Below are 21,679 nucleotides of genomic sequence, written 5' to 3' on the forward strand. Positions count from 1 at the left end.
AATCGGGTTGCCATCCATTTCACTTGAAATAATCGAAAAGCAGACGTGCAACTTGTCTGCTCCAAATAAAAGGGGGAGCACCGCTCGTGCTCCCCCTTTTTGTTCCTCACAAAACAATACTATCAGTTGCGTCTACTCGTCGTCCTTTACTCGCCATCATCTGCCGCCTGCGCCAGCAACTTCTTGCCTTTACGGCTGAATTTGCGCAACAGTAAAGGCAACAGCACCACGGCAGCCGAGGCCACCCACAGTCCGACGGAAATATTGCTTTGGACCAGGATGCTGACGTCGCCATTGGTAATAGACAGGGCACGCCGCAAATTTTGCTCCATCATATTGCCAAGCACGACGCCCAGCACCAGCGGTGCCATCGGAATCTCCATCTTGCGCAACCAGTAGCCGATAACGCCAACGATAACGACCATCAGCAAATCAAAGCTGCCCGCGTTGATGGCATACACACCAATAAAGCTGATGCACAAAATGCCAGGAACCAACAGCCAGCCCGGCACGGCGAGCACTTTGGAAAACACGCGAACCATCGGCACGTTCATGACAAATAACATGACGTTGGCAATGAACAGCGAGGCGATCAGGCCCCAGACCAGTTCAGGCTTGGACTCGAACAGCACAGGTCCTGGCGTGATGTTATACAGCGTCAGCGCACCCATCATGACCGCCGTGGTGCCCGAGCCCGGTACGCCAAGCGTAAGCATGGGCACAAAGGAACCGATGGCCGAGCCGGTGGCAGCCGCTTCGGGCGCGACCAGGCCTCGCATATCGCCCTTGCCAAACTTGGCATTGGGGTCCTTGCCTTCGATAATGCGTTTTTCCTGCGAATACGCTACCGCTGCAGCCACGCTGGCGCCCGCACCGGGCAGTACGCCAACGAAAAAGCCGACAAAGGCGCTGCGCACGACGCTCCACCACGTAAAGGCCAGCTCTTTCAGATTGAATATTTTGCGACCGCTGGAGTCGACTTCCACATGCTGCCCGCCCATGACCTTCTCCAGCATCTCCAGCAGTTCGGCTACTGCAAACAGCGCGATCACGACCACCACAAATTCGATGCCATCGGCCAGGTGCACAGAATCAAAGGTATAGCGATAGACCCCCGAGTTTGCATCCACGCCAACCACGGCAATGGCCAAACCCAGCATCGCTGCCAGCGTTCCCTTCACCGGCTTTTTACCCAGCAGACTGGTCAGGCAGCAGAACGAGAAAATCATCAGGACAAAATATTCGGGCGGGCCAAAGGCCAGTGCCCAGCGAGCCAGCAAAGGCGCCAGCAGCATAATGCCAATCACCGACACCATCGCCCCGAAGAACGCCGACCAGGCGGATAACGAGAGCGCGACATTGGCCAGACCCTGACGCGCCAGCGGATAACCGTCAAGCGTGGTCATGATCGCGCTGGCTTCGCCGGGCACATTCAGCAGAATTGAGGTAATGCGCCCGCCGTATTCGGCGCCCACGTAAACCGCCGCCAGCAGAATCAGGGCTGACTCAGGCGGGAAATTCATGGCAAAGGCCAGTGGGATCAGCATGGCTACGCCATTGATCGGACCAAGCCCTGGCAACACGCCAACCAGCGTTCCCAGAAAAGCGCCAACGGCGGCGATCAGCAGATTACTCCATGTGAGCGCAACGCCAAAACCAATAGACAGATGATCAAGCAAGCCGCTCATAGCAGGCCCTCCAGAATACCTGTTGGCAGCACGACATCAAGCGCACGATCAAACAGGAGAAAAAACAAAACGCCCATGACAACACCGCCGATCAGGCACTTGATCCAGCTGCCGCCGAACAGGCGTCCGACCAGCACGGTCATCGCAGCCGTCGCGATAATGAAGCCGAGCCACTGGAACAGGAAGGCATACCCTAGCGCGACCAGTACCATCATAAAAATACGGCCGTTCGCGCCCGGGGGATTGGCCTGGGCGGTAAATTCGTTTTTGTAGATCAGCCACAACCCGCACAGGCCGATGACCAGCGCTATCAGCAAGGGAAAGGCGCGAGGGCCCACGGGTTCGTAAGAAACGGGGGCCTGCAGATTCCAGCCGAAGACGGTCAGGAATAGGGCAACGCCCAGGGATACAATCCCCAAAATGCGATCATTCATAGTGGTAGTTCCAGACAGAAATTGTCACAGCGCCGCAGCGCTTGCCGCTGCCCGCACAAAAGGCGGCAGCGGCAAGGGGCACCGTTATTTTTTCATCAGGCCAAACGAGTCAGCCAGCTCGCGATAAGCCGCAACGCGTTCCTTGACATAGGCATCCAGCTCGGCACCGGTCTTGTCAAAGGGAAACAGCCCCTGTTGCTCACGCAGTTTGGCAAAGCCAGGATCTGCGGTCATTTTCTTGAATGCATCAAGCCAGAAGTTGTAATCTTCGTCAGACACTTTGGGGCCAACGTAATAGCCGCGAATAATCGGCCACTCGATATCAAAGCCCTGTTCCTTGGCGGTAGGTACATCCTTGAATTTACCCTCCAGACGCTTATCGTTAAATACGGCCAGCACACGGATGGGCGCGCCGCCTTCGAGCATGGTGAAGGCTTCTGCCGCGTCACCCATATAAGCCTGGATATGGCCGCCGCGCAGTGCGGTGACAGACTCGCCACCGCCTTCAAAGGCCACGAAGCGCATTTTCTTGTAATCTACGCCTGCCGCCTTGGCCGTGAGTGCCGCTTTCATCCAGTCCTGGCTGCCCACAGTGCCGCCGGCCCCAAGCACAACCTTGGTCGGATCCTCTTTGAACGCCTGCATCAGCGATTTGAGGTCTTTGTAGGGAGAGTCGTCGCGCACGACAGCCACGCCGTAGTCTGTACCCACGGCAGCCAGCCAGCGTACGTCCTTTTCGTTGTACTTGCCGAATTTGCCCTGGGCCAGATTCAGTAGCGAGCCGCCGGAAAACGCCACGATATTGCCGCCTTCCGCCGGTTTTTGCGCAACAACGTTGTTGTAGGCAACCGCACCGATGCCACCGGGCATATAAACGATACGCATCGGCGCCTTGAGCGCGCCACTTTGTTTAAGGCCTTCCTGCGCCAGACGGCAGGTCAGGTCAAAACCACCACCCGGCTGGGCCGGGGCGATACATTCGGGGCGACGGGGTTCGTCGGCAAACGCGGCCGGTGCAATCACAAGCTGAGCCGCAATGACAGAGGCACCGAAAACTCGGGACAGGAAAGAAGAACGCATGATTAGTCTCATCTTTATAATTAAATGGCAGGAAATGGCAGGCTTGCAGCCTTGCCGCCGTTCCTTGCGGCTGCAGCTTACGCGCCGGCACACACGCATGCATCCGGCCTTTGGCGAAGCTACCCTGCGCGCCGGACAATGCCACAGCTCACAGGACCACAGGAACTTTGCGTACATTACAGATGGAACCTTTCGATTGCCTTTCAAATCGCCGCGCACGGCCGTTTATTGTCCAGAACTAAGGGTAAACACTAGGCGCACACGCAGTCCCTTGAGCGCCTGTCCGGGTTCCAGCAGCATATGCCCCTGATGCATCTGCAGGATGGTAGTAACAATGGCAAGCCCCAGGCCGGCACCAGGCAGATGCTTGCCCGCCTTGCCCCGCCGAAACCGCGTGCCTGCCTTCTGCCTGTCTTCTTCGGTCATCCCCGGACCGCTATCTTCGACCACGACCTGTGCCGTCGTCGCGTTCAGGCGATCAAGCGATACCGCGACCTTGCCGTCGCGCGGACAATAGCGAATGGCGTTGTCCAGCACATTGCGCAGGGCTTCCTGCAAGAGCCAGGAAACACCCAGCACGCACAGCGGTGTTTCAGGCCGGATCACTTCCAGGTCAATGCGTCGCTCGCGTATGACCGGCCATAGATCGCGCACCAGTCCATTGACCAGCTCGCCCAGATCCACCGATACGCTTTGCTGCCAGACCTGAGTATCGAGCGAATCGCGCACTCTGGCCAGCGCCAGCATCTGGCTGGTCATGCGGATGGCCCGATCAACGCCTTCGTTCATGGACAGCAGCACTTCGCGCAATTCCTGCGGATCGGACTCACGCAAGGCATAATCCAGTTGCATCTTCAGCACCGACAACGGCGTTTTCAACTGGTGTGAAGCATCGTCCAGGAACTGGCGCTGGCGGTCCGCCTGCTCGGTATAGCGCTGCATATGCACGTTGATCGCATTGACCAGCGGCATGACTTCTTTGGGCATGCCATCCGTGCTCACCGCACGCAAGTCATTGATGGTGCGCGAACGCATCTCATGGCGCAGACGCTCAAGCGGACGCACCGCGAAAACAATACCGACAATCACGATGACCATCACCACGGTGATCAGCAGCAGGTCGCGCCACACCGACCGCCACAGCATGCGGTTAATAAAGGATTCCCGGCCCTCTATTCCTTCGGCTACCTGAATGATGATGCGTACACTGTTGTCGCCATAAAGGGGAGGCACCGCTTCGCGGGCCATCACGACAGAGCGTACCGGCTCGCCCAGGTAATCGGTATCGAAAAAATAAGCTTTGCCCGATTCCAGCGCCATATCCGGCATCGGCAGGTCGGCATTACCGATCACCGACAGGCCATCGTCGGCGGCGATCTTGAAAAACACGTTGGCATTGGCAGTCAGTTCGTAAAACTCAAGCAGCGTATAGGGCTGCTCAAGCGAGAGACCGCCGCTTTGTGTAGAAATATTGTGGTTCAGAGAGTTCAGCGCCCCCACCAGCGAGCGATCATAGGCAACTGTAATCTGCTTGCGCAGATCTTTATTCGACAATCCCAGGGCGGTGAGCATGGTAAGCAAAAGGGCGGGTACCAGCAACCACAGCAGAATGGACTTGAGGCTGCGCGAGAACAGATTCATGCCGGTGTCGCCAGCACTTCCAGGCTATAGCCCACGCCGCGCACTGTCACGATTTGCGCACCGCTGTCGGTCAGTTTCTTGCGTAGCCGATGCACAATAACTTCAATGGCCTCCAGGTTGACCTCCTTGTCGTCAGCTACCACACGATCCAGAATTGACTGCTTGCTCACTGGCTCGCCGCTGCGTTGCATGAGCACACGCAACACAGCGGTTTCCCGGGGCGACAAAGCCAAAGGCTGATCTCCCAGATAAAACTGCTGCAACGCCGTATCCAGCGACAGGTTGCCCAATATCAGCCGTGGACGGCTTTTGCCGCGACTGCGACGGATCAACGCCGTCAGGCGCGCTTCGAGCTCGCCCACCTCAAAAGGCTTGGCCAGAAAATCGTCGGCGCCCTGGTGCAGCAAATCAATACGCTGATTGAGCGAATCGCGCGCAGTGAGCACCAGCACGGGCGTGCGGTCATCGCGTGCCCGCATGCGCGCCAGCACGCCTGCCCCGTCCAGTCCCGGCAGACCCAGGTCCAGAATTACCGCATCGTATTCTTCAAGCTCCAGCCGCCGCACCGCCAGCAGACCGTCATCGGCCCACTCGACAATAAATCCGGCATACCTGGCCAGACTTTTGGCGAGCCATTTTGCCAGCGAGGGTTCATCTTCTACAAGTAATATTCTCATTATTGCACTATGGCAAGGGTGATAAGCTATTAGGGCCCAAGCAAATCGGATGGGGCGATTATGACCTCTGGGATCACAGACTGCAACCGCATTGCCCGGTTTTGCACGGCAACGTAGATACAAGCTGGATCTGGCGCAGGCTGACCGGATCGTTGAAAAATATTTCATTACCCTGTGCTGCGCATGCAAAATTGCGCCAGTCCGTTTATTATCAGGTCAGGCACAACAAAAATTAAAAAAACCACCCGTATGCCGAAGCGTCGCACGCGACGATCGGCAAGTTTTCGTATAAATACCATAGACAAAGAAAGGATAAGTAATGAGCCAGTATGAAGCACTCAGTCTTTACATTGATGGTGAGTTTCTTTCAGGAGACGGTCGTACCACGCAGGATGTCGTTAACCCCGCTACCGGCGAGGTGCTGGCACAATTGCCACACGCCAGCGAAGCAGACCTGGACCGGGCGCTGAAAGCAGCGGATCGGGCCTTCCAGACCTGGCGGCACAGTTCCCCCATGGATCGCTCGGCGATTTTACGCAAGGCCGCTGAACTGGCGCGCGAACGGGCGCAGGACATTGGCCTGAACCTGACGCGTGACCAGGGCAAGCCGCTGGCCGAGTCAGTCGGTGAAATCATCAGTTGTGCCGACCACTGCGACTGGCATGCCGAAGAGTGCCGCCGCATTTACGGCCGTATCGTGCCGCCCCGCAATCCGGCTGTGCGCCAGCTAGTCGTGCGCGAGCCCATTGGCGTGTGCGCTGCCTTTACGCCATGGAATTTCCCGTTCAACCAGGCCATTCGCAAAATCTCTGCAGCCATCGGCGCAGGTTGCACGATCATCCTGAAAGGGCCGGAAGACGCACCCAGCGCGGTAATGGCCATTGCCCGTATTTTTCATGACGCCGGCCTGCCCAAGGGCATTCTGAACATCGTGTGGGGCGATCCGCCAAAAGTTTCTGATTACCTGATCCGCTCGCCTATCGTGCGCAAAGTGTCATTTACCGGCTCGGTTCCCGTGGGCAAGCAACTGGCCGCGCTGGCCGGCGCCCATATGAAACGCATTACCATGGAGCTTGGCGGACACTCACCCGTCCTGGTCTTTGACGATGCCGATATTCCCAAGGCGGCCAAAATGCTGGCCAAGTTCAAGATCCGCAACGCCGGGCAGGTTTGCATTTCCCCGACCCGCTTTTACGTGCAGGACAAGGCCTACGATCAGTTTCTTTCTGTATTCGTTGAGACGCTCAAAGGCGTCAAAGTGGGCGACGGTACCGCCAAAGAGACGGAAATGGGACCGCTGGCTCACGAGCGTCGCGTTGGCGCCATCTCCTCTTTCGTGGAAGATGCCCGCAAGGGAGGCGCGACCATTGAACTGGGCGGCGATCCGCTGGGCGGCCAGGGATACTTCTTCCCGCCGACCGTTGTCACCAATATCAGCGACGAGTCGCGCCTGATGACCGAAGAGCCCTTTGGCCCGATCGCGCCGGTGGTGCGTTTTTCAGATACCGACGAAGTCATCAAGCGCGCCAATAGCCTGCCTTTTGGCCTGTCTTCCTATGTGTTCACCACATCACTGCAAACCGCAACCAAGGCATCCAATGAAATTGAAGCGGGCATGGTCAACATCAACCACTTCGGCGTGGCCCTGCCCGAAACACCGTTTGGCGGCGTCAAGGATAGCGGCATCGGCAGCGAAGGCGGTACCGAAACCTTCGACGGTTATCTGGTAACCAAATTTATTACGCAGGTTTGATGATGCCTGGCGATGCCCTGGCGGCGTCGTCAATTTGATTTCAGGTATGACCGGCGCCACCGCAAGGGGCGCCGGTTTTTTTATCGCGCTGCGCTGTGCGCCATGCCGATTAACAGATGGGAACGAAATGCCCCGGTCAGCGACCCGGTTATTTGATGCACAGCAGTGCTAGAATGACAAAATCGGATCTGACGCACTGCTGGCTGACTGGCTGCTTTGTATTTAAGGACATGTGGTAAGCCACCAAGGTGTCTGTGACAAATGAATTCTCAACGAATGGAGCAGATCATGAACGCCATCGCGGCATTACTCACGCTACTATCCGGACTGGCGCTTGCCATCGGCGGCGGCTGGCTGTTATCACTGGGCGGCAGTATCTATTACGTGGCTGCGGGTATCGTCCTGCTGATCACGGCATTGCTATTGTTCCGGCGCCGGCCTTTCGCGCTCGTACTATATGCCGCCTTTCTGATCGGTACGGCCGTCTGGGCGTTCTTTGAATCGGGCTATGACTGGTGGCCACTGGCAGCCCGTCTGGGATTTTTCCTGGTACTTGGTCTCATCCTGCTGCTGCCTGGCGTTGCGCGCCCGCTGCGCAGCCGTCTTGAATCTGATCGTCGCATGGCGGCCAACGAGGCCACCAACTCCAAGGCCGTGCTGGCCGTTATTACAGTCGTAATCGCGATTGGAACACTGGGCAGCATCTTCAATCCAACGCATGAAATCGATGGCGCGCTGCCCGATGCCGTGGTCAGTGCGGAGCCCGATATGGGCAACGACGCCCACACAGGCGATAATGACTGGCACGCCTACGGTCGCACCGGTTATGGACAACGCTATTCGCCGCTGGATCAGATCACGCCCGACAATGTCAGCAAGCTGAAACTGGCATGGTCCTATCAGACGGGGGACGTCAAGCTCGAAGGCGATACCAATGAGTTTACTTATCAGGCGACCCCCATCAAAATCGGCAATACGCTTTATTTGTGCACACCTCACAACTGGGCGATTGCACTTGATGCCGATACCGGCGAGAAAAAATGGGAATACAAGGCAGATGTGGTAGCCGATGGACAGCGGCAGCACCAGACTTGCCGCGGCCTGTCCTACTGGGCCGGTGATGCAGCCGCCTCGGGCGCTGCAGCGTCCACAAATAGCGACACCGAAACGACAACCGCCGACAATAGCCAGGCAGATGCGACAAGCACGACCCCTGCTGCTGCGCCTGCGACCGCATCCGAATCCGGCGCCGCTTGCAGCACGCGTTTGTTTCTGCCTACGGCCACGGCCAAACTGATTGCCCTTGATCCGGAAACCGGTGAAGTGTGTAAGGACTTTGCCGATAATGGCGAACTGGATCTGACCCACAACATGCCATTCAAACAACGCGGGTATTATTATTCCACCTCTCCACCGGTTGTTGCCAATGGCAAGATCGTTGTGGCTGGCGCAGTCAATGATAACTATGATGTCAACTCGCCTTCCGGCGTGATCCGGGCCTATGATGTTCGCAGCGGCAAGCTGTTGTGGAACTGGGACTCGGGCAACCCGGACGATACCGCCCCCTTTGATCCGAATAATCCAGACCAGAAATACACGGTGAGCTCGCCCAATAGCTGGTCTGTGGGCAGTGTCGACGAAGAATTGGGACTGGTGTATTTCCCCATGGGCAACCGCACTCCGGATCAACTTGGCCAGTACCGCAACGAGCACGAAGAAAAATATGCAAGTTCCGTCGTCGCGCTGGATCTGAATAACGGCCAGGCCCAATGGGTCCACCAATTCATCCACCACGATCTGTGGGACATGGATTCGCCCGCACAGCCGACCCTCATGGACATCAGTACGGCCCAGGGCGTGGTTCCATCCATGGTTGTGCCCACCAAACAGGGTGATATTTTTGTGCTGGACCGACGCACGGGACAAGCCGTGTTGCCGGTGCGGGAACTCAAGGCGCCACAGGGCACCATCGAAGGCGAACACAGCGCCCCTACCCAGCCAGAATCGGCATTGAACTTCAAGCCAGATCCGCTGACAGAAGGCAAAATGTGGGGCGGCACGCCATTTGACCAGCTCTGGTGCCGTATCCAGTTCAAATCTCTGCGCTACGAAGGCCAGTACACGCCACCCTCTTTGCAGGGAACCATTGTGTATCCGGGCAACTTCGGCGTCTTCAACTGGGGTGGCATTGCGGTGGACCCGAAACGCCAGGTCATGTTCGGCATGCCGTTGCAACTGGCGTTCGTGTCCCAGCTTGTCCCCAAAGAGGAACTGGGCAAAGATGTACAGATGAACGTCGGGGAACAAGGCGTCAACAGCAATGAAGGCGCGCCGTATGCCGTCAATATGTACCCGTTCCTGTCGCCAATGGGTGTGCCTTGCCAGCAACCGCCATGGGGCTTTGTGGCCGGCGTGGACCTGCGCACCGGCCAGACCGCATGGAAACATAAGAACGGTACGGTTCGCGACCTGACTCCGCTGCCGCTGCCCATCAAAATGGGTGTGCCCGGTATTGGCGGCCCGATGGTTACCGGCGCGGGCGTCGTCTTCATGGCTGCGGCCGTGGACAATTACCTGCGCGCCTATGATCTGACCAGCGGCGAGGTATTGTGGAACGCCAGACTGCCGGCTGGCGGGCAGGCAACCCCAATGACTTATCTGAACAGCAAGAACGAGCAGATGGTCGTACTGGTAGTCGGCGGCCATGGATCGGTCGGCACCAAGCTGGGAGATTACGTCATGGCCTACAAGCTGGCGCAATAACAAACCAGCAAGACCGGGACTCTGCCTCGCACCTGATGTGAGGCAGAGTCTTTTTTTATATACCGTTGTTACAGCAAGATCGTCTCCAGAGCGTCGTTCCCGCCAGGTCCATTCCGCCCCTAGCTTGCGACCCGCACAGCGCCCGAGCATGGGGCTTGGCATTGGCCTGTCATACTGCTCACCAACACCGCAATATTGTCGATAGCGTTCAATCCGTATTGTCATGTAGCGGGATCGATAGGCCGGGCTTGATCGAGGGCGCTCGATATTGCACTTGGGATATTTCCCGCTCGATAGTGCGCTTGAACTAGTCCACACTCGATATTGCGCCGAGATGACCGGCGTGTGATAAAAACAATTGCCTGCTGTTTTTTGCCTGCTGCCTGTTGCCTATTCCGTTTCCCTGTTTTACACTTAGTGCAACCATATGGTTGCATATTAACAGGAGGAATATATGTCTTCAAATCAGATTGAAAAAAGCGTCATTATCAAGGCGCCCGTTGCCCGGGTGTGGCGCGCTCTGACCGATGCACGGGAATTCGGAGAATGGTTCGAAGTGGCGCTGGAAGGGCCCTTTACTGAGGGCGAGCCCGTTAAGGGCAAGTACATTGGTCGCCTGGACGAAGAAGTAATTCGGCAATATCAAAGCCAGGCAGGTCTGACGCCATCACCAATCAGGCAGCCGCAAGAGAACACGACATTTTGCACAGTGCAGCGTATAGAGCCCGAACACTACTTCAGCTTTCGCTGGATTCCGTTTGGCATCGACGCCGCCGCGGACCCGCAGAACGAACCTACCACGCTGGTTGAGTTCCGGCTGGCTCCTGTGGCAGACGGCACCCAACTGACCGTGACGGAATCCGGGTTCGACAATGTGCCGGCACATCGCCGCGCCCGCGCTTTTTTGATGAACACCGGCGGCTGGAGCGGCCAGGTTGAAAATGTGAAAAAATATGTCGAACGTGATTGATCAGACCATTGCAGATGTGTTCTTTGCGCTTGGCGACGGTAACCGGCTTGCGTTGGTGCAACAACTGGTGACAGAAGGGGCGCAATCGGCAACAGGGCTGTCACGCAATGCCCATATCACCCGCCAGGCCATCTTCAAGCATTTGCAGGTACTTGAAGGTGCACGGCTGGTCGTGCATGAGCGCCGCGGTCGCGAGGTCTTGTATGCGCTGAACCCGCAACGGCTGGACCAGGCCAACGCATTCCTTAGCGGCATCTCGGCCGGATGGGATCGAGCCATCGGGCGCCTGCAGGATATGGTCCAAACTGATCCCTCTGCGCATTAAGCGGCGCGTTGCCATGTGCCAGGGCAGCGACGACATAGACCCAGCGCAGATGCCACATAGCCCAAGGCAGTGGCCACATAGCCCCGAGGCTATATCGACATAGGCTCACGACAGTGACGACATAGCCTTAACACAATGGCAACAAAGATCCAAGGCAAGCGCCGACATAGCTCGAAGGCAATGACGACAAAGTCGCAAGGCAGGGACGACATGGCCCCGGACAGTGGCGCCTAATACGCGCCATGCGCTCGGGGCAATCTACTGCGACAATCCAGTTCGCTGAGGCGACTCCGCGCGACGCGCCAATGCCTTTCTTCAGGCCTTTCTTGACGCCCTTTTTGCCGCCCTTTTTGCCGCCCGGCCCGCCCCGACGGTGCTCATTCCGTCCATCACGAGACCCTGATTCGACCTCGCCTTTTTGTATCTGATCTGCCCGTTCTTGCGGCGTTCTGACATCACATCCTCCCGCTTCAGATTCACCTATGGTTAGCACTAATAGCAAATTGACGTGTTCGTAAGCATACTGTCCGCTACAACTAGTAGCGGGTGTATCGCCTGCTCTCTTGCGGGTTTCACAAGACAAGAATATGACAGATCTAATATTAGAGACAAAGAAACTGACCAAGGAATTTCTTGGTTTTGTGGCAGTGAATGCCGTGGACTTGCAGGTAAAAAGGGGTTCCATTCACGCGCTTATCGGCCCCAATGGTGCGGGCAAAACAACCTGCTTTAACCTGCTTACAAAATTTATCACACCCACATCCGGCGAAATTTTTTTCAACGGCCAGAATATAACATCTGAAAAACCCTCCCAAATTGCACGCAAGGGAATCATTCGGTCGTTCCAGATTTCCGCTGTGTTTCCGGATATGACGGTCCTTGAAAATGTACGCATCGGACTGCAGCGCGAAGAAGGCACGTCGTTTCATTTCTGGAAAAGCGATGTGTCTCTGCAAAAACTGAATGATCGCGCCCGCGCGCTTTTGGCAGAAGTCGACCTGCTGGAGTTTGAGGACCATATCACCGCAAGCCTGCCGTACGGCCGCAAGCGCGCGCTGGAGATCGCCACCACGCTGGCGATGGAACCCGAATTGATGCTGCTTGACGAACCCACGCAGGGCATGGGACATGAAGACGTAGACCGGGTAACGCAACTGATCAAGAAGGTCAGTGCCGGGCGCACCATCCTGATGGTCGAACACAATATGAATGTCATAGCCTCTATTGCCGACCGTATTACCGTTCTGGCCCGGGGGACAGTCCTGGCCGAAGGCGATTACGCCACGGTGTCCACCAACCCTGCGGTTATGCAAGCCTATATGGGCACTGCCGACGGCGCACTGCAGGGAGCACACGCATGAGCGTCATCGCCCTTGAAATAAAAGACTTGCATGCATGGTATGGAGAATCGCATATCCTGCATGGCGTGAATATGACCGTACCCAAAGGCAGTGTGGTGACCCTGCTGGGACGCAACGGCGCCGGGCGCACCACGACAATGCGCGCCATGCTGGGCCTGACCGGCAGCCGCAAGGGCTCGGTGCAAATTCATGGCACACAAGCCATTGGCCTGCCGACGCACAAGATCGCCCATTTGGGCATTGGCTACTGCCCCGAAGAGCGGGGAATTTTTGCCAGTCTCAGCTGCGAGGAGAACCTGCTTCTGCCGCCCACGCTGAAGAATGACAAAGCAGAGGCCAACGCCATGTCGCTGGATGAAATCTATGCCATGTTCCCGAATCTGAAAGAACGTCGCAATTCACCCGGCACCCGGCTATCGGGCGGCGAGCAGCAGATGCTGGCGGTCGCCCGCATTCTGCGTACCGGCGCCGATATTCTGTTGCTTGACGAAATTTCGGAAGGCCTGGCCCCGGTTATTGTGCAGGCCCTGGCCGGCATGATTAAGGCGCTCAAACAGAAGGGGTTGACGATCATCATGGTCGAACAGAATTTTCACTTTGCTGCGCCACTGGCAGATCATTTCTATGTCATGGAGCACGGTGAAATCGTAGAAGCATTTCCTGCTGCACAGCTGACAGCAAAACAGGAAACGTTGAACGAACTGCTGGGCGTTTAACGGATCAACCAACAACAATTAATCCTATCTATTGGAGAGTAACGATGAGACTCACAAAAACCCTTTTTGCGCTTGCCATGGCGTCGCTCGGCACCCAAGCCATGGCCGCTGGCATTTCCGACGACGTGATCCGAATCGGCTTTATTACCGATATGTCGGGCGTCTATTCCGATATTGACGGCAAGGCTGGTGTGGAAGCCATCAAAATGGCGATCGAAGACGCCGGCGGCGCGATTGACGGCAAGAAAATTGAACTGCTGAGCGCCGATCACCAGAACAAGGCCGATGTGGCTTCGGCCCGCGTACGCCAATGGATCGACCAGGACAAGGTAGACATGATCATTGGCGGCACCAACTCGGCTACCGCCCTGGCCTCGGCAGCGGTTGCCGCCGGCAAGAAAGTGCCCTATATCGCCATTGGCCCGGGCACCACGGCGCTGACCAACGCCAACTGCACGCCCTATACCATCCACTACGCCTATAACACCAAGGCGCTGGCCAACGTGACCGGTGGCGCCGTGGTCAAGCAAGGCGGCTCAAAATGGTTCTTTCTGACTGCCGACTACGCTTTCGGCCATTCGCTTGAGGCTGACACCACCACGGTCGTCAAGCAGGCCAAGGGCGAAGTCGTGGGTTCGGTCAAGGTGCCGCTGGGCACAACGGATTTCTCCTCCTACATGCTGCAGGCACAGTCTTCAGGCGCACAGATTATGGGTCTGGCCAATGCCGGCGGTGATTTCATCAACTCGATGAAGGCAGGCGCCGAGTTTGGCGTTTTCCCGGCCATCAAGCCTGCTGGTCTGCTGGTGTTCATCAACGACGTGCACTCGCTGGGCCTGCAAACCACGCAGGGCCTGTATCTGACGGCCTCCTGGTACTGGGATCAGGACGATGAGTCGCGCGCCTGGGCCAAGAAGTTCGAAGACAAAGTCAAGCGCAAGCCGTCGTTTCTTCAGGCGGGCGACTATGCCGCCGTTGGCACCTATCTGAAAGCCGTGGCGGAAACCAAGACCGATAACGGCGATGAGATCATCAAATGGTTCAAATCCAACAAGATCGACAATATGTTCATGAAAAACGGCGTAACCCGCAAGGACGGCCTGGTGGTGCATGACATGTATCTGATGCAGGTGAAAACACCGGAAGAATCCAAAGGGCCTTGGGATTATTACAAGGTTGTGGAAAAAGTCCCGGGTGAAGTCGCCTACGGCGCGGAAAGCGAATCAACCTGCAAGCTCTGATTTGCAGACCTGTCCTGGCAGGCGCTCCAGCCGGACACCTGCCGGATTCACGAATGTTATTTAAACTGACGCAGTCATTGAAATATGATTACCATTTTTGGCATACCCCTTGCTGCTTTTCTGGGCCAGATTCTGCTTGGCCTGGTCAACGGCTCCTTTTACGCGGTGCTATCGCTGGGCCTTGCCGTGATTTTCGGCCTGCTCAATGTGATCAATTTTGCCCACGGTGCACTGTATATGCTGGGGGCGTTCGTCGCGTGGATGGGCCTGCAGTTTCTGGGCCTAAACTACTGGGTCATGCTGATTGTCGCGCCAATCATTGTGGGTCTGCTCGGCATTATTATCGAGCGACTGCTGCTGCGTCATCTGTACAAACTCGACCATTTATACGGTCTGTTGCTCACCTTTGGCCTGACACTGCTCATTGAAGGCATTTTCCGCAGCATGTACGGCGTATCCGGACAACCCTACCCCACCCCTGAATCGCTACGTGGCGCCGTCAACCTGGGATTCATGGTATTGCCCATTTACCGTGGCTGGGTCGTGCTCGCCTCGATCGTCGCCTGCCTGGTGACCTGGTATGTCATTGAACGAACCCGCCTGGGTGCATTGCTGCGCGCCGGTACCGAAAACTCGAAACTGGTGGAGGCTTTCGGCATTAATGTGCCGCTCATGGTCACGCTGACCTATGGCTTTGGCGTTGCGCTTGCCGGTTTTGCCGGTGTGCTTGCCGCGCCGGTACTGCAAGTGTCTCCGCTAATGGGATCGAATCTTATTATTGTCGTATTCGCTGTGGTGGTGATCGGCGGCATGGGGTCCATCATGGGTTCTATTGTCACCGGCCTCGGGCTGGGCGTTATTGAAGGGCTGACCAAAGTATTCTGGCCAGAAGCGTCCAGTACGGTGGTCTTCATTATTATGGCAATTGTCTTGTTATTGCGTCCTGCCGGACTCTTCGGGAAAGTGAAATGAACCGCCAACTGCTTGCCCTGCTGATATTTACCCTGGCACTGGCCTTTCTGCCTGCATTGGGCGTCTATCCGATTTTCGTCATGAAAATCCTGTGTTACGCACTGTTCGCCTGCGCCTTCAATCTGCTGCTGGGCTATGTGGGCCTGCTGTCGTTTGGCCATGCCGCGTTCTTTGGCGGTGCGGCCTATGCTACCGGCCACGCTATCAAGGTCTGGGGTATTTCGCCTGAACTGGGCATTCTTTTTGGTGTGGTGATTGCAGCGCTGCTGGGACTGATCGTGGGCTGGCTGGCCATACGACGCAGCGGCATCTATTTCACCATGATCACGCTTGCCATGTCGCAGATGGTATTTTTCTATTTTCTGCAGGCACCGTTTACCGGCGGCGAAGACGGCCTGCAGGGCGTACCCCGCGGCAAGCTGTTTGGCCTGATCGACCTGGGCAACGACGTGAACCTTTACTATCTGGTCATTGTCGTTTTCCTGATTGGCTATTTCATCTGCTGGCGCACCGTGAAGTCGCCATTTGGCCAGGTACTGCATGCCATCAAGGATAATGAGCCCCGTACGGTTTCGCTGGGCTATGACGTTGACAAGTTCAAACTGCTGGCATTTGTGCTCTCCGCCGCCCTGGCTGGCCTGGCAGGCGCCACCAAAACACTGGTGTTTGTATCTGCAACGCTGTCGGACGCCATGTGGCAGATGTCCGGCACTGTCGTGCTGATGACACTGATCGGTGGCGTGGGCACCTTTACGGGCCCGGTGATCGGCGCACTGATCGTTGTCTTCATTGAGAACAAAATCGGCGAAATCGGAAGAATGCTAGCCAGCGCTACGGGCGTTCAATGGTTCCAGACGCTGGGCGAATCGGTCACCATTGTGATGGGGCTGATCTTTATTCTGTGCGTGATGGCATTTCGCAAAGGTATCGTCGGAGAGCTGGTGGCCCGGCTGCCGGCCAATCGCAAGAAATACTGACGGCCCCCCCGCGGCATGGCCGCAAGCGCCAGCAGCCCGCCTGAGAACGCCTCAGCGGGCTGTTTTTATTGACTCAACGATAGCCGCGACCGCATTGCAAGCGTTTGCCAACCTGCCGTGTGGCATGCTGTCGCCATAATTGCCAATCCATGCCTTGCGAATCACAGTCGTCAAGTGCGCGCTATACCATCAATGGCTTAGTCTGATCTGATATCGGACAAGATATGCGACGCATCCGGCGCGCAGGGACTGTAATTTCACATATGTGCACGCATGTCGGCTTTTCCCGTGAAGTATTGCGGACAACATGGGGACCTGTCTTCATATCGGTTGTAATATCACGCATGTCGTATATAGCCAAATGCGGCGCGCCACGGCAGCACAACCGTGCACGATTATATTGCATCAAGTCTCCGCAATTACCCTAGGTTCAAATAATAGGGCTTGCTTCCAGTGCATGTTCCTTAATACTATCTTGTTTTAATTGAAGCCAAGTTGCGCGTGACCCGCCACAGTGTTTGAATTAAATCCGCCAGGATCTCATCTGTAATGATGCATCTCCGAGAATTCTATAACGAAGGAATGTCAATGAAAAAGCGTACCCTTTTTTCAGTTGTTACATCCGCCATTTGTCTGAGCGCCGTAGCCATGGGCTCTGCACAGGCAGCGGATTATCCAAGTAAACCTATCCGCGTCATTGTGCCGTTTGCACCAGGCGGCTCAACCGATATCGTCGCACGGGTCGTCACAGCCAAAATGAGCGATATCCTGGGCAAACCCATGGTCATCGAAAACAAGGGAGGCGCCGGTGGTGCGATTGGTGCAATTGAAGCCGCTCGCGCCAAACCCGACGGCTATACATTGTCTATCGCCACTGTCTCCACCATGGCTGTCAACCCCGCGTGTAAACCTACAGGACTGGGTTACGATGCGCTGAAAGATTTCGCGCCCGTGGTCAACTTCGCCAATGTACCAAACGTTGTTGAAGTCAATCCGAAGTTCCCGGGACAGGATTTCAAGGCTTTCCTTGAAGAGATCAAGGCCAACCCGGGCAAATATTCCTATGGCTCATCGGGCACATGCAGCGTGCTGCACCTGGCCGGAGAAGCTTTCAAACAAACTACCCAAAGCGACATTGTGCACGTGCCTTACCGTGGCGCGGGCCCAGCCGTAACCGACACTGTCGGCGGACAGATACAAATCATGTTCGACAACCTGCCTTCATCATTACCCCAGATCCAAGGTGGCAAACTGCGGCCTGTGGCAATCGCCTGGAAAGAGCGCTTGCCAGCCCTCAAAGATGTACCCACTTTCGCTGAGCTTGGTTACGAAAACCTGAATCAGCCTGTCTGGTATGGCCTGCTGGCCCCTGCCAACACACCCAAGGAAGTGATCGATAAACTCAACAGTGTGGCTGTAGAAGCACTGAAAGATCCCAAAGTTGTTGATGCGCTTGAAAAACAGGGCGCATTTGTTTCCGGTAACACGCCAGAAGAATTTGGCCAGGAAATCCAGCAACAATACGATTGGGCCAAGGACGTTGTCAAGAAAGGCGATATCAAGCTCGACTGACGCAACAGGCTGACTGTCAAAGTGCACCCGGGACTGGGCATCCCGGTTGCACTTTGACCGCAGCATGTCCTTGCGCAAGGTAAATTAAAAACGAAGGTTTAGTATATGCACATCAAAAATCAACAGGATTTTTGGGCAGGAATCATGTTCATCGCGATCGGCGCAGGCTTTGCCCTGTTTGCCGAATCCTATGACATGGGCACTCCAGCCCGCATGGGTCCGGGTTATTTTCCGTTCTGGCTGGGCGTCAGCCTGGCTCTTCTTGGCGCTATCGTCTTTATGTCCTCGTTGCGAGGCGAGCCTAAAGAAGACACCGATATCGGCCATTTCGACTGGGACATTCTTTTTCTGATCATCGGTTCGATCGCTGTATTCGCTCTCATGCTGGACCATCTGGGACTGTACATTTCGGTTCCCTTGCTGATCATCTTCAGCAGCCTGGCCAGCCATGAATTCAGCATCAAGATCGCGATATTCAATGCCATTTTCCTCACGCTGTTCACTTGGCTGGCATTCATCAAGGGACTTGGTCTGATTTTCCCCTTGCTGCCAGTCCCTTTCGGTGAATGGTCTCTGCTCGCGCAGATCTTCGTCCCTCTGTCACTCATCATTGCTGTTGTGACGCTGGCACGTCGTCTCAAAGGAAAATAACATTATGGAACTACTTGAACACTTGGCGCTGGGGTTTTCGGTCGCGTTTACGCCTGAAAATCTGCTTTATGCGCTGCTCGGATGTATTCTCGGAACATTGATCGGCGTACTGCCCGGTATCGGCCCTGTGCCTACCATTGCGATGCTGCTGCCGCTTACCTACGTTCTGCCTCCTGTTGCCGGTTTGATTATGCTTGCCGGTATTTACTATGGCTCCCAGTACGGGGGGTCAACCACGGCTATTCTGGTGGCGCTTCCGGGGGAAACCTCGGCGGTGGTCACGGTGCTCGATGGTCACCAGATGGCCAAGAACGGGCGAGCGGGTGCGGCACTTGCCATCGCCGCACTAGGCTCGTTCTTTGCTGGCTGCTTTGCGACAGTACTGCTGGCCGCGTTCGCTCCACCACTGGCTGAGGTGGCCTTCAAATTCGGGCCGGCAGAGTATTTCTCGCTGATGGTGCTGGGTCTGATCGGCGCTGTGGTGCTGGCTTCAGGCTCGTTGCCCAAAGCCATCTGTATGATTCTGCTGGGTCTGCTGCTGGGTATGGTGGGTACCGATGTGAACTCGGGTGTGGCCCGCTTTGACTTCGGTGTACCGGAACTGCAGGACGGTATCGACTTTGCCGTGGTTGCCATGGGCGTTTTCGGTCTGGCCGAAATCATGAATAACCTGGCACAAAAGGAAAATAGGGTCAACATTACCGACAAAATCGGTAGTCTGTATCCGAACAAGCAAGAGTTCAGGGAAGCGGCACCAGCCGTTCTCCGCGGCACGCTGCTGGGTTCTGCTCTGGGTATTTTACCCGGTGGTGGCGCCGTGCTCTCTTCGTTCGCGTCCTATACCATGGAGAAAAAGCTTTCCAAAAATCCGGAACGTTTCGGTAAGGGCCACCCTGCCGGTCTGGCCGGCCCTGAGTCTGCCAACAACGCGGCGGCGCAAACTTCGTTCATCCCTCTGCTTACACTGGGTATTCCGGGTAACGCGGTAACGGCGCTGATGGTGGGTGCGATGACCATCCACAACATTCAGCCTGGCCCGCAGGTCATGAGCAGCAACCCAGATCTGTTCTGGGGTCTGATCGTGTCCATGTGGATCGGTAACATGATGCTGGTGATCCTGAACCTGCCACTGATCGGTCTATGGGTCAAACTGCTCAAAGTGCCTTACCGCATGCTGTTTCCGGCTATTGTGCTGTTCTGCTCTGTCGGTGTGTACTCGTTGAACTACAACGTGTTCGACATCTATGTGATGGCTATCTTCGGCATTATTGGCTACTTCTGGAGCAAACTCAAATGCGAGGGCGCGCCGCTGTTGCTCGGACTGGTACTGGGTCCGATGATGGAAGAAAACTTCCGTCGCGCACTGCTGCTATCGCGAGGTGATTTCACCACCTTTGTGACCCGGCCGCTGTCCATGTCATTGCTGATCGCAGCAGCCATTCTTGTGGTGATCGTGGCCATCCCGTCCATCCGCAAGAAACGCGAGGAAACCTTCGTCGAAGAAGACTGACCCGCGTTCTGAAAGAATAATCCCCGCCCGGATCTGTGATTAAAAACAAGAGGATCCGATCAGGCGGGGATTTTTTTGTCTGTCATTATCGGAATTGTTCCGTCGCGATCCTGGAATCGGTTTCGGTCTACCTTGGAACTGCTCTCTGGCACTGTCTTTGAATCGCTCTCTCTATCTCGAAATTGTTCCATAACGCCATCACGGAATTGATTTCGGTTGCCATATCGTCATTGATTTCGCCCAGTAGCCAAGCCTGATCGGAAAGAAGCAAGCGTGCAAACCTATGGGTATGCACGCTTGCTTCTTTATCTGACGGACCGGCTGGCAAAGGAGTGCGGTCGCTTGGCATTGTCATGATGCACTCGCCGGCCTGACGACTGCCTGCCGAACACCCCTAATTACGCGATAGCAGCGCACCGAATGCCAGCGTGTCAAAATCGGCCTGCATCGCTACCGCGATCCGCTCTGCGCTACCGTAACCAAGCGCTACTACAGCGCCATCCTGCGTATTAAAGTGACCAGCCGCCATCAATAATCTGTGTCGTGCCAGTCGTATATACAGACTCGTCCGATGCCAGGTACAAGGCAAGGTAGGCGATCTCTTCAGGGCGACCGACACGGCCGATGGGCTGGCGCGATACAAAATTGGCCCGCATCTCGTCTTCAGACGTCCCATATTTTTTGGCTTGGCCAGCAATCCGGTCTTTAAGCGAAGGCGACTCGACGGTACCAGGGCAAATTGCGTTGCAGCGAATGCCCTGGCCAACATAGTCGGCAGCCACCGCCTTGGTCAGCCCGATTACAGCGGCCTTGGTCGTCCCGTAGACAAAACGGTTAGCCACGCCTTTGACACTTGAGGCCGCAGAGGCCATATTGATGATGGACCCCTGTTGTTTCTCCAGCATGCCCGGCAGGAAGGTGCGGATCATGTAATACATGGAGGTCACATTCAAATCGAAGGAGAACTCCCAGTCTTTGGGTTCGCATCCCATAATATTGCCGTCATGCACATATCCGGCGCAATTGAACAAGGCATCGACGGCGCCGATTTCCTGGTACAGCGCTGCAATTTGCTCGGGTTTGGTCACGTCCAGCTTGCGCGTCTCGCAGCCCTTGAGTTCGGCCAGCAGCGCTTCGTTAATATCGGTGGCGTATACTTTGGCGCCTTCGCTGACGAACAATTCTGCTGTCGCCCTGCCTATGCCCTGACCTGCTGCAGTGATAAGTACGGTTTTTCCTGCCAGACGCTGTCCCATGGGGATTCTCCTTGTGTTTTCATTAATAAAAGTTGCTTTGATATATAAACAAAGGTATCTTACCGGAATAGTTGGGGCGCTTCAATCACCGC

The 21,679-nt window shown here is 55.9% G+C and carries 17 protein-coding genes and 1 pseudogene; 12 read left to right on the forward strand and 6 right to left on the reverse strand.

Translation table 11 applies throughout. The features are described from left to right. Nucleotides 1–146 precede the first annotated feature (146 nt). The 5 genes from CAP48_RS00675 to CAP48_RS00695 all read right to left on the reverse strand — a co-directional run bounded on the left by CAP48_RS00675 (nt 147) and on the right by CAP48_RS00695 (nt 5,520). Nucleotides 147–1,688 carry a tripartite tricarboxylate transporter permease gene (locus CAP48_RS00675; RefSeq protein WP_100694104.1) on the reverse strand — a complete coding sequence of 514 codons (1,542 nt, stop codon included), beginning with the start codon at nt 1,686–1,688 and terminating at the stop codon, nt 147–149. Then, nucleotides 1,685–2,122 carry a tripartite tricarboxylate transporter TctB family protein gene (locus tag CAP48_RS00680; protein WP_100694105.1) on the reverse strand — a complete coding sequence of 146 codons (438 nt, stop codon included), beginning with the start codon at nt 2,120–2,122 and terminating at the stop codon, nt 1,685–1,687. The genes CAP48_RS00675 and CAP48_RS00680 overlap by 4 nt, the downstream gene beginning before the upstream one ends. An 84-nt stretch (nt 2,123–2,206) precedes the next feature. Further along, nucleotides 2,207–3,202, reverse strand: a complete 996-nt coding sequence (locus CAP48_RS00685; protein ID WP_100694106.1) for a tripartite tricarboxylate transporter substrate binding protein — start codon at nt 3,200–3,202, stop codon at nt 2,207–2,209. A gap of 225 nt (nt 3,203–3,427) precedes the next feature. Then, nucleotides 3,428–4,843, reverse strand: a complete 1,416-nt coding sequence (locus tag CAP48_RS00690; RefSeq protein WP_100694107.1) for a sensor histidine kinase — start codon at nt 4,841–4,843, stop codon at nt 3,428–3,430. Then, a complete protein-coding gene (locus CAP48_RS00695) occupies nt 4,840–5,520 on the reverse strand; it encodes a response regulator (RefSeq protein ID WP_100694108.1) in 681 nt (226 codons plus the stop codon). Before CAP48_RS00695 ends, CAP48_RS00690 begins: the two co-directional genes overlap by 4 nt. Nucleotides 5,521–5,839: 319 nt before the next feature. Here CAP48_RS00695 and CAP48_RS00700 point away from each other — a divergent pair, with 319 nt between their 5' ends. From CAP48_RS00700 to CAP48_RS00755, 12 genes and pseudogenes are all read left to right on the forward strand, one after another. Beyond that, nucleotides 5,840–7,273 carry an NAD-dependent succinate-semialdehyde dehydrogenase gene (locus tag CAP48_RS00700; RefSeq protein WP_100694109.1) on the forward strand — a complete coding sequence of 478 codons (1,434 nt, stop codon included), beginning with the start codon at nt 5,840–5,842 and terminating at the stop codon, nt 7,271–7,273. Nucleotides 7,274–7,534: 261 nt separating this feature from the next. Then, nucleotides 7,535–10,036, forward strand: a complete 2,502-nt coding sequence (locus CAP48_RS00705; protein ID WP_197707218.1) for a glucose/quinate/shikimate family membrane-bound PQQ-dependent dehydrogenase — start codon at nt 7,535–7,537, stop codon at nt 10,034–10,036. 454 nt (nt 10,037–10,490) lie between these two features. Next, a complete protein-coding gene (locus CAP48_RS00710) occupies nt 10,491–11,006 on the forward strand; it encodes an SRPBCC family protein (protein ID WP_100694110.1) in 516 nt (171 codons plus the stop codon). Then, on the forward strand, nt 10,990–11,331 hold the full coding sequence (locus CAP48_RS00715) for a helix-turn-helix transcriptional regulator (protein WP_100694111.1): 342 nt from the start codon (nt 10,990–10,992) through the stop codon (nt 11,329–11,331). Before CAP48_RS00710 ends, CAP48_RS00715 begins: the two co-directional genes overlap by 17 nt. 587 nt (nt 11,332–11,918) lie before the next feature. Further along, entirely contained in the window at nt 11,919–12,692 is a 774-nt protein-coding gene (locus CAP48_RS00720) for an ABC transporter ATP-binding protein (protein ID WP_100694112.1), read from the forward strand. After that, nucleotides 12,689–13,408, forward strand: coding sequence for an ABC transporter ATP-binding protein (locus CAP48_RS00725; RefSeq protein WP_100694113.1), 720 nt, complete (start codon nt 12,689–12,691; stop codon nt 13,406–13,408). Before CAP48_RS00720 ends, CAP48_RS00725 begins: the two co-directional genes overlap by 4 nt. Nucleotides 13,409–13,452: 44 nt before the next feature. Then, on the forward strand, nt 13,453–14,649 hold the full coding sequence (locus CAP48_RS00730) for an ABC transporter substrate-binding protein (RefSeq protein ID WP_100694114.1): 1,197 nt from the start codon (nt 13,453–13,455) through the stop codon (nt 14,647–14,649). Nucleotides 14,650–14,733: 84 nt separating this feature from the next. Continuing rightward, entirely contained in the window at nt 14,734–15,621 is an 888-nt protein-coding gene (locus CAP48_RS00735; RefSeq protein ID WP_100694115.1) for a branched-chain amino acid ABC transporter permease, read from the forward strand. Next, the gene (locus CAP48_RS00740) at nt 15,618–16,598 is read left to right on the forward strand and encodes a branched-chain amino acid ABC transporter permease (RefSeq protein ID WP_100694116.1); all 981 of its coding nucleotides are present in this window, start codon (nt 15,618–15,620) and stop codon (nt 16,596–16,598) included. Before CAP48_RS00735 ends, CAP48_RS00740 begins: the two co-directional genes overlap by 4 nt. 582 nt (nt 16,599–17,180) lie before the next feature. Next, nucleotides 17,181–18,170: a tripartite tricarboxylate transporter substrate binding protein BugE gene (locus CAP48_RS00745; RefSeq protein ID WP_100694681.1), complete on the forward strand. Its 990-nt coding sequence runs from the start codon at nt 17,181–17,183 to the stop codon at nt 18,168–18,170. A 105-nt stretch (nt 18,171–18,275) separates the two neighbouring features. After that, nucleotides 18,276–18,722 (forward strand): annotated as a pseudogene (locus CAP48_RS00750) (tripartite tricarboxylate transporter TctB family protein); the annotation flags it as partial. Between the two features lie 103 nt (nt 18,723–18,825). Then, entirely contained in the window at nt 18,826–20,331 is a 1,506-nt protein-coding gene (locus CAP48_RS00755; RefSeq protein WP_100694118.1) for a tripartite tricarboxylate transporter permease, read from the forward strand. Between the two features lie 509 nt (nt 20,332–20,840). Here CAP48_RS00755 and CAP48_RS00765 read toward each other — a convergent pair. Next, nucleotides 20,841–21,587 (reverse strand): SDR family oxidoreductase, encoded by a 747-nt coding sequence (locus CAP48_RS00765; protein ID WP_100694120.1) that lies wholly within the window; start codon nt 21,585–21,587, stop codon nt 20,841–20,843. Nucleotides 21,588–21,679 lie beyond the last annotated feature (92 nt).

The organism is Advenella sp. S44 (assembly GCF_002810445.1).
GTDB lineage: Bacteria > Pseudomonadota > Gammaproteobacteria > Burkholderiales > Burkholderiaceae_B > Advenella.

Coding starts and splice junctions, on each gene's coding strand:
- CAP48_RS00675 (WP_100694104.1), bottom strand. CDS start 1,688: ATGAGCGGCTTGCTTGATCATCTGTCTATTGGTTTTGGCGTTGCGCTC.
- CAP48_RS00680 (WP_100694105.1), bottom strand. CDS start 2,122: ATGAATGATCGCATTTTGGGGATTGTATCCCTGGGCGTTGCCCTATTC.
- CAP48_RS00685 (WP_100694106.1), bottom strand. CDS start 3,202: ATGCGTTCTTCTTTCCTGTCCCGAGTTTTCGGTGCCTCTGTCATTGCG.
- CAP48_RS00690 (WP_100694107.1), bottom strand. CDS start 4,843: ATGAATCTGTTCTCGCGCAGCCTCAAGTCCATTCTGCTGTGGTTGCTG.
- CAP48_RS00695 (WP_100694108.1), bottom strand. CDS start 5,520: ATGAGAATATTACTTGTAGAAGATGAACCCTCGCTGGCAAAATGGCTC.
- CAP48_RS00700 (WP_100694109.1), top strand. CDS start 5,840: ATGAGCCAGTATGAAGCACTCAGTCTTTACATTGATGGTGAGTTTCTT.
- CAP48_RS00705 (WP_197707218.1), top strand. CDS start 7,535: ATGAATTCTCAACGAATGGAGCAGATCATGAACGCCATCGCGGCATTA.
- CAP48_RS00710 (WP_100694110.1), top strand. CDS start 10,491: ATGTCTTCAAATCAGATTGAAAAAAGCGTCATTATCAAGGCGCCCGTT.
- CAP48_RS00715 (WP_100694111.1), top strand. CDS start 10,990: ATGTCGAACGTGATTGATCAGACCATTGCAGATGTGTTCTTTGCGCTT.
- CAP48_RS00720 (WP_100694112.1), top strand. CDS start 11,919: ATGACAGATCTAATATTAGAGACAAAGAAACTGACCAAGGAATTTCTT.
- CAP48_RS00725 (WP_100694113.1), top strand. CDS start 12,689: ATGAGCGTCATCGCCCTTGAAATAAAAGACTTGCATGCATGGTATGGA.
- CAP48_RS00730 (WP_100694114.1), top strand. CDS start 13,453: ATGAGACTCACAAAAACCCTTTTTGCGCTTGCCATGGCGTCGCTCGGC.
- CAP48_RS00735 (WP_100694115.1), top strand. CDS start 14,734: ATGATTACCATTTTTGGCATACCCCTTGCTGCTTTTCTGGGCCAGATT.
- CAP48_RS00740 (WP_100694116.1), top strand. CDS start 15,618: ATGAACCGCCAACTGCTTGCCCTGCTGATATTTACCCTGGCACTGGCC.
- CAP48_RS00745 (WP_100694681.1), top strand. CDS start 17,181: ATGTCAATGAAAAAGCGTACCCTTTTTTCAGTTGTTACATCCGCCATT.
- CAP48_RS00755 (WP_100694118.1), top strand. CDS start 18,826: ATGGAACTACTTGAACACTTGGCGCTGGGGTTTTCGGTCGCGTTTACG.
- CAP48_RS00765 (WP_100694120.1), bottom strand. CDS start 21,587: ATGGGACAGCGTCTGGCAGGAAAAACCGTACTTATCACTGCAGCAGGT.